The 14,773-nt window shown below is 55.7% G+C and carries 16 protein-coding genes; 6 read left to right on the plus strand and 10 right to left on the minus strand.

The features are described from left to right. Positions 1-2: 2 nt before the first annotated feature. Positions 3-1,151 carry a lactaldehyde reductase gene (fucO, locus tag VGM55_RS21715; protein ID WP_154187307.1) on the plus strand — a complete coding sequence of 383 codons (1,149 nt, stop codon included), beginning with the start codon at positions 3-5 and terminating at the stop codon, positions 1,149-1,151. Then, entirely contained in the window at positions 1,148-1,462 is a 315-nt protein-coding gene (gene rhaM / locus VGM55_RS21720; protein WP_331636663.1) for an L-rhamnose mutarotase, read from the plus strand. The genes fucO and rhaM overlap by 4 nt, the downstream gene beginning before the upstream one ends. Before the next feature lie 31 nt (positions 1,463-1,493). Here rhaM and VGM55_RS21725 read toward each other — a convergent pair whose 3' ends face one another. The 4 genes from VGM55_RS21725 to VGM55_RS21740 form a co-directional block, all read right to left on the minus strand. After that, positions 1,494-2,462 carry a chemotaxis protein gene (locus VGM55_RS21725; RefSeq protein WP_154187308.1) on the minus strand — a complete coding sequence of 323 codons (969 nt, stop codon included), beginning with the start codon at positions 2,460-2,462 and terminating at the stop codon, positions 1,494-1,496. A 149-nt stretch (positions 2,463-2,611) separates the two neighbouring features. Continuing rightward, on the minus strand, positions 2,612-2,959 hold the full coding sequence (gene yajD, locus VGM55_RS21730; RefSeq protein ID WP_008457693.1) for an HNH nuclease YajD: 348 nt from the start codon (positions 2,957-2,959) through the stop codon (positions 2,612-2,614). A gap of 81 nt (positions 2,960-3,040) precedes the next feature. Next, positions 3,041-3,844 carry a nucleotidyl transferase AbiEii/AbiGii toxin family protein gene (locus VGM55_RS21735; protein WP_154187309.1) on the minus strand — a complete coding sequence of 268 codons (804 nt, stop codon included), beginning with the start codon at positions 3,842-3,844 and terminating at the stop codon, positions 3,041-3,043. Beyond that, positions 3,798-4,811, minus strand: a complete 1,014-nt coding sequence (locus tag VGM55_RS21740) for a type IV toxin-antitoxin system AbiEi family antitoxin (RefSeq protein ID WP_331636664.1) — start codon at positions 4,809-4,811, stop codon at positions 3,798-3,800. The genes VGM55_RS21735 and VGM55_RS21740 overlap by 47 nt, the downstream gene beginning before the upstream one ends. Positions 4,812-4,890: 79 nt before the next feature. Between VGM55_RS21740 and VGM55_RS21745 the strand changes: the two genes are divergently transcribed. After that, the gene (locus VGM55_RS21745) at positions 4,891-5,673 is read left to right on the plus strand and encodes a metallophosphoesterase (RefSeq protein WP_331636665.1); all 783 of its coding nucleotides are present in this window, start codon (positions 4,891-4,893) and stop codon (positions 5,671-5,673) included. A 39-nt stretch (positions 5,674-5,712) separates the two neighbouring features. On the opposite strand, the gene flhA is transcribed toward VGM55_RS21745, so the two are convergent. The 6 genes from flhA to hypA form a co-directional block, all read right to left on the minus strand. Then, a complete protein-coding gene (flhA, locus tag VGM55_RS21750; protein ID WP_331636666.1) occupies positions 5,713-7,797 on the minus strand; it encodes a formate hydrogenlyase transcriptional activator FlhA in 2,085 nt (694 codons plus the stop codon). 109 nt (positions 7,798-7,906) lie between these two features. Beyond that, the gene (gene hypE / locus VGM55_RS21755; RefSeq protein ID WP_154187313.1) at positions 7,907-8,917 is read right to left on the minus strand and encodes a hydrogenase expression/formation protein HypE; all 1,011 of its coding nucleotides are present in this window, start codon (positions 8,915-8,917) and stop codon (positions 7,907-7,909) included. Next, positions 8,914-10,035, minus strand: a complete 1,122-nt coding sequence (gene hypD, locus VGM55_RS21760; RefSeq protein ID WP_154187314.1) for a hydrogenase formation protein HypD — start codon at positions 10,033-10,035, stop codon at positions 8,914-8,916. Before hypD ends, hypE begins: the two co-directional genes overlap by 4 nt. Continuing rightward, positions 10,035-10,295 carry a HypC/HybG/HupF family hydrogenase formation chaperone gene (locus VGM55_RS21765; RefSeq protein ID WP_038477365.1) on the minus strand — a complete coding sequence of 87 codons (261 nt, stop codon included), beginning with the start codon at positions 10,293-10,295 and terminating at the stop codon, positions 10,035-10,037. Before VGM55_RS21765 ends, hypD begins: the two co-directional genes overlap by 1 nt. Next, positions 10,286-11,149, minus strand: coding sequence for a hydrogenase nickel incorporation protein HypB (hypB, locus tag VGM55_RS21770; protein WP_154187315.1), 864 nt, complete (start codon positions 11,147-11,149; stop codon positions 10,286-10,288). The genes VGM55_RS21765 and hypB overlap by 10 nt, the downstream gene beginning before the upstream one ends. After that, a complete protein-coding gene (hypA, locus tag VGM55_RS21775; RefSeq protein WP_331636667.1) occupies positions 11,142-11,504 on the minus strand; it encodes a hydrogenase maturation nickel metallochaperone HypA in 363 nt (120 codons plus the stop codon). The genes hypB and hypA overlap by 8 nt, the downstream gene beginning before the upstream one ends. A gap of 312 nt (positions 11,505-11,816) precedes the next feature. Here hypA and hycA point away from each other — a divergent pair, with 312 nt between their 5' ends. The 3 genes from hycA (at position 11,817) to hycC (ending at position 14,771) form a co-directional block, all read left to right on the plus strand. Continuing rightward, positions 11,817-12,272 carry a formate hydrogenlyase regulator HycA gene (gene hycA, locus VGM55_RS21780; RefSeq protein WP_331636668.1) on the plus strand — a complete coding sequence of 152 codons (456 nt, stop codon included), beginning with the start codon at positions 11,817-11,819 and terminating at the stop codon, positions 12,270-12,272. An 88-nt stretch (positions 12,273-12,360) separates the two neighbouring features. Further along, the gene (locus tag VGM55_RS21785; protein WP_331636670.1) at positions 12,361-12,966 is read left to right on the plus strand and encodes a 4Fe-4S dicluster domain-containing protein; all 606 of its coding nucleotides are present in this window, start codon (positions 12,361-12,363) and stop codon (positions 12,964-12,966) included. Beyond that, positions 12,963-14,771 carry a formate hydrogenlyase subunit 3 gene (gene hycC, locus VGM55_RS21790; protein WP_331636671.1) on the plus strand — a complete coding sequence of 603 codons (1,809 nt, stop codon included), beginning with the start codon at positions 12,963-12,965 and terminating at the stop codon, positions 14,769-14,771. Before VGM55_RS21785 ends, hycC begins: the two co-directional genes overlap by 4 nt. The last annotated feature ends 2 nt before the right edge of the window (positions 14,772-14,773 follow it).

Here is a 14,773-nt window from a genome sequence, read left to right on the forward strand (position 1 = left end):
AGATGAGTTTTATGCTGGCACTACCCAAAATCAGCCTGCATGGGGCGGGCGCAATTGGCGATATGGTCGGGCTGATTGCCGGGAAAAACTGGGGCAAAGCGCTGGTCGTGACCGACGGACAGCTGGTGAAAATGGGGCTGCTGGACAGCCTGCTTACGGCGCTTGACGCGCATAGCCAGCCTTACGAACTGTTTGACGAGGTCTTCCCAAACCCAACCGAGGCGCTGGTGCAAAAAGGGATAGAAACGTTTCGCCAGGCCGACTGTCACTATCTTATCGCTTTCGGCGGCGGCAGCCCGATTGATACGGCCAAAGCGGTGAAAATACTGACCGCCAATCCGGGGCGCTCGGTGCATTACGCCGGGGTGGGGAAAGTGAAAAATGCCGGCGTGCCTCTCGTGGCGATTAACACCACGGCGGGCACGGCCGCAGAAATGACGTGCAATGCGGTGATAACCGACAGCGAACGGCAGGTGAAAGAAGTCATCATTGATACCAACCTTATTCCGGATATTGCCGTCGATGATGCCAGCGTGATGCTGAACATCCCGCCCTCCGTCACCGCCGCAACGGGAATGGACGCGCTAACGCACGCCGTTGAAGCCTACGTTTCCGTCGGCGCTCATCCGCTGACCGATGCTAATGCGCTCGAGGCAATCCGTCTGATAAGTACCTGGCTACCCGCAGCCGTAGACGACGGGCATAACCTCGACGCGCGTGAAATGATGGCCTACGGGCAATATCTCGCGGGTATGGCGTTTAACAGCGCAGGGCTGGGTCTGGTGCATGCGATGGCGCATCAGCCTGGGGCGACGCATAACCTGGCGCACGGCGTTTGTAATGCGATTTTGCTGCCGGTTGTTGAAGCCTTTAACCGGCCCAATGCGGTTTCCCGCTTCGCAAGCGTAGCGCAGGCGATGGGGGTAAATACTCAAGGAATCAGCGAAGAGCAGGCAAGTTTCAAGGCCATTGAGGCGATTCGCGCGTTGTCCGCCAGGGTTGGCATCCCGTCCGGCTTTCGTAAGCTTGGCGTTGCGCCTGCCGATATTGAAGGCTGGCTAGACAAGGCGCTGGCCGATCCGTGCGCGCCGTGTAACCCAAGAACCGCCTCGCGCGAAGAGATCCGTCAGCTTTATCTGGAGGCGCTGTGATAAGAAAAGCTTTTGTGATGCAGGTTAACCCGGATGCTCACGAAGAGTATCAGCGCCGCCACACGCCCATCTGGCCCGAGCTGGAAGAAGTGCTTAAGCAGCACGGAGCCCATCATTATGCGATCTATCTTGATGAACAGCGTCACCTGCTGTTTGCCACGGTGGAGATCGAGTCCGAAGCACGCTGGAATGCGGTTGCTGACACCGACGTTTGCCAGCGCTGGTGGCAACATATGCGCGATATCATGCCGAGCAACCCGGACGGCAGCCCGGTTAGCCAGGCGCTAAAAGAAGTGTTCTGGCTTAAATAGAGTGAGTGGGCCCGCTTCCGGGCCTTATTATTTAGCGGGTGGCGGCGTCTTCCAGCGCTTTGTGGATAACCGAAGAGAGCTCCGCCACGTCGAACTTCGCGACATAGCCGTTGGCGCCGACTTTGCGTACGTGATCTTCGTTGGCACTGCCGGAAAGCGAGGAGTGAATAACCACCGGGATATGCTTGAGCGTTGGCTCGGTTTTGATATTGCGGGTGAGGGTAAAACCGTCCATCTCTGGCATTTCGATGTCGGTCAGTACCAGGCCGATTTTATCGGTGATCGGCGTGCCGGAGGCTTTGGCATCGGCGGCAATAAGTTTGATTTTTTCCCAGGCTTCCAGGCCGGTCGCGTGCATGATAGCCGGAATGCCCATCCCCTTCAGGCCCTGCTCCAGCATCGAACGTGCGACTTTAGAATCTTCGGCAACGATAGCCACCGCGCCCGGCTTCAGGGTGTAGGTTTTCTCTTCGATCGCCGCGATATTCACATCTCTCCCGGACGGGATGATGTCATAAAGGATCTGCTCCACGTCCAATACCAGCGCCAGGTCTTTTCCGGTCAGCGGATCGTCAATATTGGCGATGCTGGTAATATTGCGGCTGCTGACCCCGGCTTCGGCGGCGTGTACCTGGCTCCAGTCGAGGCGAATAATGTTTTCCACCGACTCCACGGCAAAGGCCTGAGTGCTGCGGGCATATTCGGTGATCAGTAATAAATTTAAGCCGGTGGTTGGCGTGCAGCCGGTCACGGCGGGAAGGTCGATGACCGGGATAATCTGGTCGCGAATATTGGCCATCCCCAGCAGCGGCGACTCCATGCCTGCGGCGCGGTTAATCTTCGGCATCGGCACAATTTCACGTAGCTTAAAGACGTTGATACCGTACAGCTCGGACTTGCTGTCGTGCTGGCCCGTGCCTAAGCGGAACAGCAGAAGTTCAAACTTGTTGGATAACGCCAGGTTGGCCCTTTCATCGATATCTTTTTGAAAACTATCCATTTTAACCTCAAGTGATAACCCGGCCTACAGAACCCAACCGTACGGAGTGAATGCTCTGTATAAGTTATCGGCAGCAACAGGAAAAAATGAAGGGAGAAGGCGAAATGATTTCGTTTAGAGGGAACCATTTCCCTCTAAACGGATAGCGCTTACTTCTTCTTGTTCAGCATCGCTTTTAAGTCGGCAAACGGATTGTAAGTCGCTTCCCCCACGTCCTTTTGCGCATCCTCACCGGCAATCACCGTCGAGCCGTACTGGTCCGCCTCGGTGTATTTCGAATGCTCATGATCGTGGCAATACAGGCATAAAAGCTCCCAATTGCTGCCATCTTCCGGATTATTGGTATGATCGTGATCCATATGGTGAACCGTCAGCTCACGCAGATTGGAATACACAAACTCGCGCGAGCAGCGTCCACACACCCACGGAAAAAGCTTCAGCGCCTTTTCGCGATAGCCGCTCTCCAGCCGCGTATAGTTTTTGGGAATAATCGCCATAATTCAGGTTCCAGACAAAAAATGTAGGGTTATCCCCAGTTTCCGGCTAAAGCGCGTCTTTAGCAACTACCACGGCAGTGCTTATGAGAACGCTGCCCAGAAGTCGTCGATCATCATATCGATATCTTCCGAGGTACTGCCGGATGTATGTCGTGTAATGGTATCCTTCAGCCGCTCTTTATCCAGGGCTAATACCGCTTGTCGAAGCTCTGGTGATGAGATCAGGGCCGTATCACTTCCGGCAAGTCTGGCACCTAACCTGTCAGGGTTCCAGTCGACTTGTTCACCCCATTTATCATTGTCATACAAGCGATCTTCTTCAACCGCGCTATATTCTTTTAAAATGTTAAAAATATCGACAGCGTCTCTTGATACCTCTGCACCTCGATCTCGCCAGGCAAAGAGTTTCAGCAATAGCAAACCCGGCAGAGAGCAAAATCTGATCACAGTACCGGAACTCAGCTGAATGGATATAGCGCTTTTAAACGCTTCCTGGAAGCCGTCTACCGACATAACAAAATCTCTGTCTGGTGGCCATGCTATTGCATTTTCTTCGGCTATTTCACCGAATGGAATGATATCCAGTTCATTTCCTTCCCATACCAGTCGATGGGCGTTACCTTTAATTTCCTCTGCTCCTTGGGCGAGAATGACCTGCTTAAGCGCTGAGAACTGCTGCCAGTCTTTGATGAAAATGGCAATATCGATGTCCCGCGTATGGCGACCGCTTCTTCTGCCATGTAGATGCGTCAAAATCACTTCTCTGGCCGTTGCGCCAGCTACGAAAAATTCAATCCTGGGTTCAGTACAGCTCTGAGCTATGCGTTCAAGTAATGTTTCAGTGCCCGAAGAGAGTGGCTGTTTTAAGCTGTAAATATCTGTCATTCAGTAGCCCTGCGGTTTCAATATTTCGGTCATCCTGCGAGGCCATTAATTCGGCGATACTTAACAAAACAATGCCTCGTGTCGTCGGTGTAAAGTCTTCGCCCCAAAATGCGGAGGTGAGATGAAAGTTCCCCTTCGGATGGGATCGAAGACCCAGACTCTCTTTACGGTAAGAGAGCGGAAGAGGAGTAAAGAGTTGTATGTGTTCAGGATGAAGATAGCTGTCACTTAATATGTTGGCGGCGGCCTCTCCTCCCCAGCACTCGCCGGGTTCAAGATGGCGCTTACGCCAGTTGTCATTTTCCTCCAGAACCAGCGTTTTTAACTTAGGGCGTAATTCAACGGCGTATTCACGGATCCACTGTGCTGTCAGGGTTTCGGGGTCGGTGAGGCGGCGCCCCTGCTTTGACTGGCGATATAAACGCTTTGATTCCAGGTAGTCGAAAGCCTTGCTCACCATTCCTAAAGATATTCCGGCTAAAGTGGCTAACTGGCGGTAATTGGTATTGATGGTGCCGGGCTCGGAGAGCAAAACAAACAGTAACTTCATTACGCCGGATGACATCCTGCTGGGTTCTTCATTAAAGGCGTTGTTTTTTCGGCCTGAGACTCTCAGGAACAACCCAGGTACAGTGATACTGGCATTGCCGGCACTATCGAGAAAATGTATACCCCTCTCGATGCAATACTTTTCAAGAGCCGGAGTCATGCGGTCACAAACCAGTAGCCCGGGCTGTGAGAAATTTTTTTTATTCTGTATCTCTTCCCAAAAAAGAAGCTGCTCTTTACGTGGACGAAAGCGTATTTGAAACACAAAAGGAAATGCCCGACCGTCGGGCATATTGATATCGATAAAGCCATCATAGCCTTCATCAGACAATGAGTTAGCCTTAGTATGTACAGTGATTGCTAAACCTTCAGGAAGGTTTTGGGATAGTTCTTCGAATAGTTGTTCTTCTCTATACATTGTGTTCACACCTTTTTAGTGTTCATGATGTATGAACAGTTTTATTTTATGAACAACACAGTAGTTGTGCAACATACTGATGAAAAAGAATATGCGGCTGGAGAGGCAACAAGTTGTGATTATCTCTTTGAAAGAGAACAAGGTTGGTCGTGACTTTGTTGTTGGCGATCTCCATGGCAGTTATGAAGCGTTTAACGCTTTACTGCAGCATGTTGGTTTTGATGAACATCATGATCGGGTCATTGCTGTTGGCGATCTTATCGATCGCGGTAAAGACAGTCTGCTTTGCCTTGAGCTCCTTCATTCAGAATGGTTTTATTCGGTGCGTGGGAATCATGAGGGTTTGATGCAGGAGTGGGATCTCGCAACGACAGAACAACGACATAGTATTGAACAGCGCTGGTGTGAAGAAGGTGGGGAATGGTTCTTTTCTCTTCCCCCAGAACAACAATCCCGTTGCGTGCGATTAATTGAACAACTTCCGATGGTGGTTATTGTTGAATCAGGTGGTTATCAGTACGCCATTTTGCACGCGGAAATTCCACCTGAAGTGGACGATTTTCATGATTTTATCGACAGACTGATAGAGGTCGATAGGCAGGCGGTTTCTTCATGCCTATGGGGAAGACGGCGAAAACTGGCCAGATCTACGACGGTAGTCAGCGGCATTGATTATATCCTGGCAGGACATTCACCCTCGCAATTTCCTAAGATACGCTACGGTAACTCACTGATTCTTGATTTTGGCGCTGGAGTAGAATGCTATGGTAGTGCTCTTGGGTTGATGGAGCTTTCCACACAGCATCTTTATCTTCATCGTCAGGGTGAAATCATCTTGCATGAAGGCGCTGCTTTTCTCTGACAGCCCTGGATAAACCAGGGCTGTTTTCGTAGTTTCCGGCTAAAGTGCGTCTTTATCAATCCCCAGACGCTTCATCCGCGAAAGTAACGTGGTTCGCTTCAGCCCTAAGCGCTGAGCCGCTCCGCGAGGTCCGGCGACTACACCGTTGGCCTCTTTCAGCACGCGCAGAATGCGCTGATACTCGTCTTCGTCTTCACGTATCTCTTCGCTGGCGACGGCGGAGCGCACTCGCTCAACCGGCGGGTGGTAGTCCACCTCCGGCAGCGAAAGATGCAGCACGTTGCCGCGCGTCAGCAGCACGGCGCGCTCAATCACGTTTTCCAGCTCACGCACGTTACCCGGCCATTCCATGCGGCTCAGGGCGCGCAGCGTTTCCGCCGGAATGCTATCTATGTTGCGATTCAGGCGACGGGCGATTTTAAAGGTGAAGGATTTCACCAACAGAGGAATGTCCTCCGGGCGCTCGCGCAGCGGCGGCAGGGTGATAGGGAAAACGTTCAGCCGATAGTAAAGGTCGCTGCGGAACTCGCGGTCGGCCACCATCGCTTTCAGGTTGCGGTTGGTGGCGGCGATCAGGCGCACGTCCACTTCCTGGACTTTATTGCTGCCGAGGCGTTCGAACTCTTGCTCCTGGAGTACGCGCAGTAGTTTAGGCTGAAGCTCGATCGGCATATCGCCGACTTCATCCAGGAACAGCGAGCTTTTATCTGCCAGTTCAAAGCGGCCGATGCGCTGATTATTCGCCCCGGTAAAAGCGCCGCGCTCGTGGCCGAATAAATCGCTCTCCAGCAGCCCGGCGGGCATTGCGGCGCAGTTGATCTTCACCATCCGGCGGCTGTTGCGCTCGCTCAGGTTATGGATCGCGCGGGCAATCAATTCTTTACCTGTCCCGGTTTCGCCGAGGATCAGCACGGTACTGTCGCTGCTGGCGACCATCTCTACCTGTTTAAGTACGATAGACATGGCTTCGCCGCGCCCGATAATTTCACCAAAATCGCTGTCGACGTTATTAATCTGTTCGGTGAGGTAGAGGTTCTCATCGACCAGGTTTTCTTTTAGACGATTAATTTCCTGATAGGCCAGAGCGTTATCTACCGCAATGGCGATGCGCTCGGCAATCTGGCGCAGCAGCTTCAGGTTGGCTGGCGTAAAGCCGTGTTCACTGCATTTAGCCAGTTTCAGTACGCCCAACATATTGTTGCCAAACTTTAGCGGTAGCAGGCAAAGCATTTGCGGCTTGTTGTCCCACATCTCCAGCAGCATGCGTTCATACGGTGCCAGCTTGTCGCCAGGGCAGAGGTTTAGTAGCAGCATTTCACCGCTTTTAAAGACCCGCTCTGAAAGCGTACCGTCCTCAACGACGTCGCTTTGATCGTGAATCGGCGAGGCTTCATCAACAAAATGGGTGGAATAAAGCGTAAGCCGCGCTTTGCGGCTGCTTTTTAGCACGATACTGATGGAATCAATGGCGAAGTGATAATGAATTTCGCGGGCGATCTCGCTTATCAGCTCGTCCAGATCCAGCTTGGACAGCACCGCATTCGTCACGGCCACCAGAATACGGAAGTCATCGCGCTCGCGGCACAGCAGCTGGTGGTCGTGGCTGGAATTGAGCCGGCTCTGAATCTGTTCGGTAACCAGGCCCACAATTTGCGCCAGAGTATGCAGCCGGTTTAGTTCTTTTTCGGTCCAGCCGTCTGCGCTGTCGCGGATAAACTCACAGCCGCCGAAAATTTTCCCTTCAGAAGCCAGCGGCAAAAGGCAATAACGGCCAAAAGGGGCATACAAATCGAGGCTCGCCATTTGCGGCCAGGTTTCATCAAACTCCTGTTGGCTGCAAACCAGCGCTTCCGGGCGTGACAGTATGCGGCGAACCGGGCCGTTGGCCAGCGCCATTTCATCTTCGTAGTGCAGTCCTTTGCCGTGCTTATCCTTGCCATAAAAGCTCACCCGCTGATGGAGGGGATGGTAAAGCAGGATGTTTACGCGATCGGCCAGCGCGCCCTGTTTCGCCAGCTGCGTCAGGCTGCTGGCGAGTTCGTTGAGATCGGGCTGCTGCAGCAGCGTTCGGGTCATATCAAATAACCCCTGCTGCCCGAGATCGCTCATCGGCGTGTATGACATTTTTGCTTTCCATTGAAATACCCTGCGGCGGGCGCAGGGCTAAAAGATATTATTAATATAAATATTGTTTAAGTTTAGTCAGCGTTGCGTGAATACGTACTGGTGCAGGTCAACAAATGCGCGGTAAGGGCTCGAAATGCGGCAAATCGAGGGTCCGTTTTACGCCATAAAGCCCCGCCACGCGCACGCCTTTCCGCTCAACGACCTCACCAACGATCGCGGCCTGTTTGCCGCACGGATGCTGCTGCAAAGCCTGCAGAATGGCCGGAGCAGACTCGGGTGACGCGGCGATGACCAGCTTGCCTTCATTAGCAAAATTTAACGCATCGAGCCCAAGCAGCTCGCAGACGCCGCGCACCGCCGGGTTCAGAGGTAGCTGGTTTTCGGTGATTTCCATGCCGCAGCCGCTGGCGTCGGCAAACTCATGCAGGACGGCGTTCACGCCGCCGCGCGTGGCATCCCGGAGCGCTTTTACGCCGGAGATTTGAAGAAGCGGAGCAATCATCGGCGCCAGCACCGCACAGTCGCTCTGCAGGTCACCGTCCAGGCCCAGTTTCTCGCGCAGATTGAGGATGGTTGCGCCGTGGTCACCGAGCGTACCGCTGACGATGAGCCGATCTCCGGCGGCAATCTGAGCGGCGCCCCAGTTAACACCAGTCGGAATTACACCGATCCCGGCGGTATTGATAAACAGCTTGTCTGCCGCACCGCGCGGTACCACTTTGGTATCCCCAGTCACGATGGCGATACCTGCCGTGCGGGCGGCGTTTGCCATGCTGGTGACCACGTGCTCAAGCGTTTCAAACGGCAAGCCTTCTTCAAGGATAAAACCGCACGACAGCCAGCGTGGCGTAGCGCCGCTCACCGCGACGTCATTCGCCGTGCCGCACACGGCCAGCTTGCCGATATCGCCGCCGGGGAAAAACAGCGGATCGATAACGTAGCTGTCGGTGGAAAACGCAAGCCTGTCGCCGCTGGCGGTTAGCTCCGCCAGGGAAAGTCGGGCCTGATCTTCCTGCTCCGCAAGCCACGGGTTATCGAAGGCCCGCATAAACAGGCTGGCGATAAGCTGCTGCATCGCCTGGCCGCCGCTGCCGTGGGCTAGCTCAACGGTTTTCATACTTCACACTCCTGAGAACGGTACTGATACCATGCCGCGCAGGCTCCTTCGGAGGAGACCATCAGTGCGCCAAAGGCGTTTTGCGGGTTGCAGCCGCTGCCGAACAGCGGGCATTGCTGCGGTTTGCAGCGCCCGGTAAGGACGTCGCCGCAGCGTGCTTGCGGGTCGTCGTAAACTTGCTGAGGTTCGGGCTGGAAATGGTCTTCGGCGTCAAACTGGTGGTACGCTTCGGTTAGCTGCACGCCGGATTCGCTGATAACGCCCAGGCCTCGCCATTCGGCCTCACCGCGCACGGTAAACACTTCGCTTATCGCCTTTTGCGCAAGCCCGTTGCCTTCTTCCGGCACTACGCGGCGGTACTGGTTTTCCACCAGGCTGTGCTGCTGGATTTTTTGCTCCACCAGCATCAGCACGCCCTGCAGCAGGTCGAGCGGCTCAAAACCGGCGACGACCAGCGGCCGCTGGTGCTCAGAGGCGATAAAGTCATAGGCTTCGGTACCAATCACCATGCTGACGTGCCCCGGTGCGAGAAAAGCGCCGATGCCGTTATCAGGCTGGGAAAGCAGGCTGCGCAGCGTCGGGATCAGCGTGATGTGCTGGCAGAAGAAATAAAAGTTATCGATGCCCTGCGATTTTGCCTGCTGCAGGGTTATCGCCGTGGCGGGCATGGTCGTTTCAAAGCCGAGCCCGAAGAACACCACTTTGCGATCCGGGTTCTGGCGCGCCAGGGTCAGTGCGTCCATTGGCGAGTAAATCACCCTGACGTCCGCGCCGCGCGACTTGGCCTGCATCAGCGAACCGTTTTTTCCCGGCACGCGCATCGCATCGCCAAAGGTGCAGAAAATCACTTCCGGGTGGCTGGCTATCTCAATGCAGCTGTCGATTCTCCCCATCGGCAGCACGCAAACCGGGCAGCCTGGGCCGTGGATAAACTCGATGTTATCCGGCAGCAGCTGGTCGAGGCCGAATTTAAAAATAGCGTGGGTATGGCCGCCGCAAACCTCCATGATGCGCAACGGGCGGGTTGCCGTGTAGTCCAGCAGCGGGGCGCGTGCTTTCAGCGTCTCAATCAGCTGCATCACGCGGTCTGGATCGCGATATTCGTCGACATAGCGCATCAGCGATGCTCCTCGCCGTAGAGCAGGGCGCCGACGTCCGGCTCCACCTCGAACATATTTTGCAGGGCATCAAGCGTGTCGCGCGCTTCGGCTTCGTCAATAATGCTCATGGCGAAACCGACGTGAACCAAAACCCATTGCCCCACGGCGGCGTCGCCGACCAGGGTTAAATTCACGTCGCGCTGCACGCCGCAGACGTCCACTTTTGCGCTGCCGTCGGCCAGCCGCTCGACAATCTGGCCGGGAATGCCTATGCACATCGTTCCGCCTCCAGCCAGCTAAGCCACTCGTCCATTCCTTCCCCGCTGGTCGCGGAAACCAGAATAATTTTGATATCCGGATTAACCTCTCGGGCAAAGGCCAGGCATTTGTTTACGTCGAACTGCAGGTACGGCAGCAAATCGATTTTGTTCAGCAGCATCAAAGACGCTGCGGCGAACATATGTGGGTATTTCAGCGGCTTGTCTTCCCCTTCCGTCACCGACAGCACCGCGACCTTGTGGCGTTCCCCTAAATCAAAGCTCGCCGGACACACCAGGTTGCCGACGTTTTCGATAAACAGCACGCTGTCCTGCTCAAGCGGCAGGCGCAGCATAGCATCGCGGATCATTTGGGCATCAAGGTGGCAGCCTTTGCCGGTATTGACCTGAATGGCTGGCGTCCCGGTTTCACGGATGCGCGCCGCATCATTCACCGTTTGCTGATCGCCTTCGATAACCGCGCATGGCACTTTGGTATTCAGGCGTTTTAGCGTTTCGGTGAGCAGGGTGGTTTTGCCGGAGCCTGGGCTGGAAACCAGGTTCAGCACCAGCTGATTCTGGCTGGCGAAGCGTTCGCGGTTATGGGCGGCGAGCTGGTTGTTTTTATCCAGCACGTTCAACTCAATCTCCAGCATTTTGCGCTGCGTCATGCCCGGCGCGTGGGTGCCCGCCGCGCCGTGGCCGTAATGCAGGTCGCCCTGTTCGTCGGCGGTTGGGGCGAACTTCACGCCGGTTATCTTTTGCAGCGGGCGTGCCGCCGGAGCAAACGGGGCGCTGCGAAAGCCTGAATGAGGATTACGCTCGTCCCCTTCTATATACAGGTTGCCTTCACCGCAACCGCAAGTGCTACACATGAGCTATCTCCTGATCGATTTCCAGACGCTTAATCTGCATGCCGTCATCCGCCACGATGCGCAGGTTGCTGCCGCTGCAGTTTGGGCAGCACTTGACGCGTTGGGTTAGCAGGGTGACGAACCGCTGGCAGTCATGACACCAGCATTCGGCTTCCTGCTGGTGAATATGAAGTTCGCAGCCTTCCGCCAGCGTGCCGCGGCATACCAGGTCAAAGCAAAACTCCAGGGCGCTGGTTTCCACGCACGAGAAGGCGCCGACTTCCAGCCAGACGCCGGTTACGCGGCGGACGTTGTTCTGGCGGGCGTGGCTTTCGATAAGTTCGACTGCGCGCTGGCAAAGGGTGATTTCGTGCATGGGGCCTCCGGGGGTTAACTGGGGCAGGTAATGCAAAGACGGTGCCAGGCTTTTTTTTTGCCCCTCACCCCGGCCCTCTCCCCGAAGGGGCGAGGGGGAGTTCTTTAAAGGAAAGGGAATGATTTATCCCCTCTCCCTCCCAGGGTGAGGGTAAAAAAATCCCGTCACAAAAAGTCAAAGATGACGAAATGACATGTCATTCGGCACTATCCTGACGTTGATTTAACAAAAAAACATTTAAATACAGATAGTTAAAACTTTGGCACGAAATGTGCCTTACGGAGGGACAAGCACTAACAGAGTGAATAAAACATGAACATTTGGGAACTGAGCGAAAAAGCCGAGTATATCGCCGACAAGCACCAGCGCCTGCTTTCGCAGTGGCACCAGTACGGCAACACCTTGATTCAGGGGATCACCTTATCGAAAGCGAAGCTGCACCACGCCGTGGGCTGTAACCCGGACGAGAGTCTGCGTTTCTTTTTATTTGATCACTTCGTGATTCAGATAAACCTCGCCGAAGGCTTTAACAGCCACACCATCGAGTACGCCATTGAGCTGCGTGACGGTAGCGATAAGGTACTGATTGCAAAAGCAACAATTGATGATGACGGGCGTATTGATAACGCCATCAGCAACCGCGACCGCGCGAAAGTACTCGATCACTACCTGGAGCTAATCCGCCCGGTCTACGACAGCCTTTATCTGGCCGTGCAGCAAAACACCCCGCTGTCCATGACGCTGCTTCAGCAGTCCACCGTGGCATGAAGAGATCTGGGGTGTCGAGAACTGTCGAACCGGCAGCTTTTCGGCATATTTTCGTCAAAAATGACGATCGTCACCTGAGGAAGAGCTGGTGAACCGTTTTGTAATCGCTGACTCAAAATTGTGTATGGGCTGCCATACCTGCGAAGCGGCCTGCGCCGAGACGCACCGTCTGCATGGTCTGCAGTCCCTGCCGCGCCTGAAAGTCATGCGCAACCTGAATGAATCTGCGCCGCAGATGTGCCACCACTGCGAAGACGCACCCTGCGCCGGGGTTTGCCCGGTTAACGCTATTACCCGCGTGGACGGGGCCGTGCAGCTGAATGAGAGCCTGTGTGTAAGCTGCAAACTTTGCGGTATTGCCTGCCCGTTCGGCGCCATTGAATTTTCCGGTAGCCGTCCGCTGCATATTCCCGCCAACGTTAATAGCCCGAAAGCGCCGCCTGCACCTCCGGCGCCGGCTCGCGTTAGCCCGCTGCTCGACTGGGTTCCCGGCGTTCGCGCTATCGCGGTGAAATGCGATCTGTGCAGCTTTGATGAAAGCGGCCCGGCCTGCGTTCGCACCTGCCCGACCAAGGCGTTGCGGCTTATCGACAACAAAGACATCGCCCAGGCCAGCAAGCGTAAGCGCGAGCTGACGCTCGGTGCGACGCTCGGCGACCTGACCCTGTTTACCCAGCCAGAGGCGAGAAAATGAATGCTTTTCTACTGATTCACTGGGCGCTTTTGGGGTTTGTCGTTAGCGCCGTGTTAGCCGGAGTTCTGGCATTTTCTAAGCCGCTGAGCGGCTTTTTCGCCGGCGTTGGCGGCGCAATCAGCTCCGTGCTTTTGCTTGTCGCGGGCGTTCAGGCGCTGCTGGGCTTCAGCGGCGACACGCAAATCTGGCGCTGGCATTTTCAGCTCAACGCTTTTAACGGCGTCTGGCTGGTCACCGTGGCGCTCAGCGGCCTGTTTATCTCCCTGTTTAACTGTTCCTGGCACCGCCACCCTGCGATAAAAGCCAACGGCCTGCTGATTAACTTAATTCTCGCGGCAAGCGTTGCGGCGCTGGTTGCCGACAACTTTGTCACCCTGGTGGCGATGGCGGAAATCATCTCTCTGGCAGGTTACTTCCTGACCGGATGCCAGAAATCCGGGCAGCTGTGGTTTGTGCTTGGCCGGCTTGGTACGGTGCTACTGGTGATAGCCTGCTGGCTGCTGTGGCAGCGCTACGGCACGCTGGGTTACGGTGAGCTGCGTCCTCTTATTGCCGGTGCGCCGCTGCCGACATCGGTGCTGATCCTCGCGCTGCTCGGCTTTGGGCTGCTTGCCGGGATTATCCCGCTGCACGGCTGGGTGCCGCAGGCGCATGCGAATGCCTCTGCTCCGGCAGCCGCGCTGTTCTCCGCCGTGATATTGAAGATTGGCCTTTACGGCATCATGTGCTTCTCGCTTATCAGCAACGTGTTGCCGCTGTGGTGGGGCGTGTTGGTGGTGGTGGTCGGCATGATCACCGCGTTTATCGGCGGGCTTTACGCGCTGATGGAGCACAACATCAACCGCCTGCTGGCTTATCACTCCCTTGAAAACATCGGCATTATTTTACTGGGCCTGGGCTGCGGCCTGATCGGCATTGCGCTGAATGAACCGGTGCTGGTGGCGCTGGGCATGACCGGCGGCCTTTATCATCTGTTCAACCACAGCCTGTTTAAAACCACCCTGTTCCTCGGGGCTGGCGCGGTTTGGTTCCGTACCGGGCACCGCGACATCGAGAAACTGGGCGGGATCGGTAAACGCATGCCGGTTATCTCGCTGGCGATGCTGGTCGGGCTGATGGCGATGGCCGCGCTGCCGCCGCTGAACGGCTTTGCCGGGGAATGGGTTATCTATCAGTCGTTCTTCCGTCTCGGCAGCCTGCCGCTGTTTGTCGGCCGCTTTATCGGGCCGCTGCTGGCCGTTGGGCTGGCGATTACCGGTGCGCTGGCGGTGATGTGCATGGCGAAGGTTTATGGCGTCACCTTCCTGGGTGCGCCGCGCACCAAAGAAGCAGAAAACGCCACCTCTGCGCCGTGGCTGATGAACGTGAGCGTGGCGTTACTGGCCGCGTGCTGCGTTGTGGCTGGTGTGGCTTCGCCGTGGCTGCTGCCTTTGCTTCAGCACGCCGTGCCGCTGCCGCTGCAAACGGCGCATACCGCTGTTTCTCAGCCGATGATGACGCTGCTGCTGGTCGCCTCTCCGCTGTTGCCGTTTATTTTGATGATTGTTTTCCGTGGCGACCGCCTGCCAAACCGCTCCCGCGGCTCGGCATGGGTCTGCGGCTACGACCACGAACAGGCGATGGTGATCACCGCGACGGGCTTTGCCCAGCCGGTAAAAGCGGCGTTCGCGCCTTTGCTTAAGCTGCGCCACACCCTGAACCCAGGGAAATGGATGCCCGGCTGGCAGTGCGAGTGCCTGTCCGGCACGTTCCGCCGCCTGGCGATGGTTGAGCTGGTGGTCTTACTGGTGGCGATGGTTGCCTGAGG

Source organism: Cedecea sp., assembly GCF_036500665.1.
Lineage (GTDB): Bacteria > Pseudomonadota > Gammaproteobacteria > Enterobacterales > Enterobacteriaceae > Cedecea.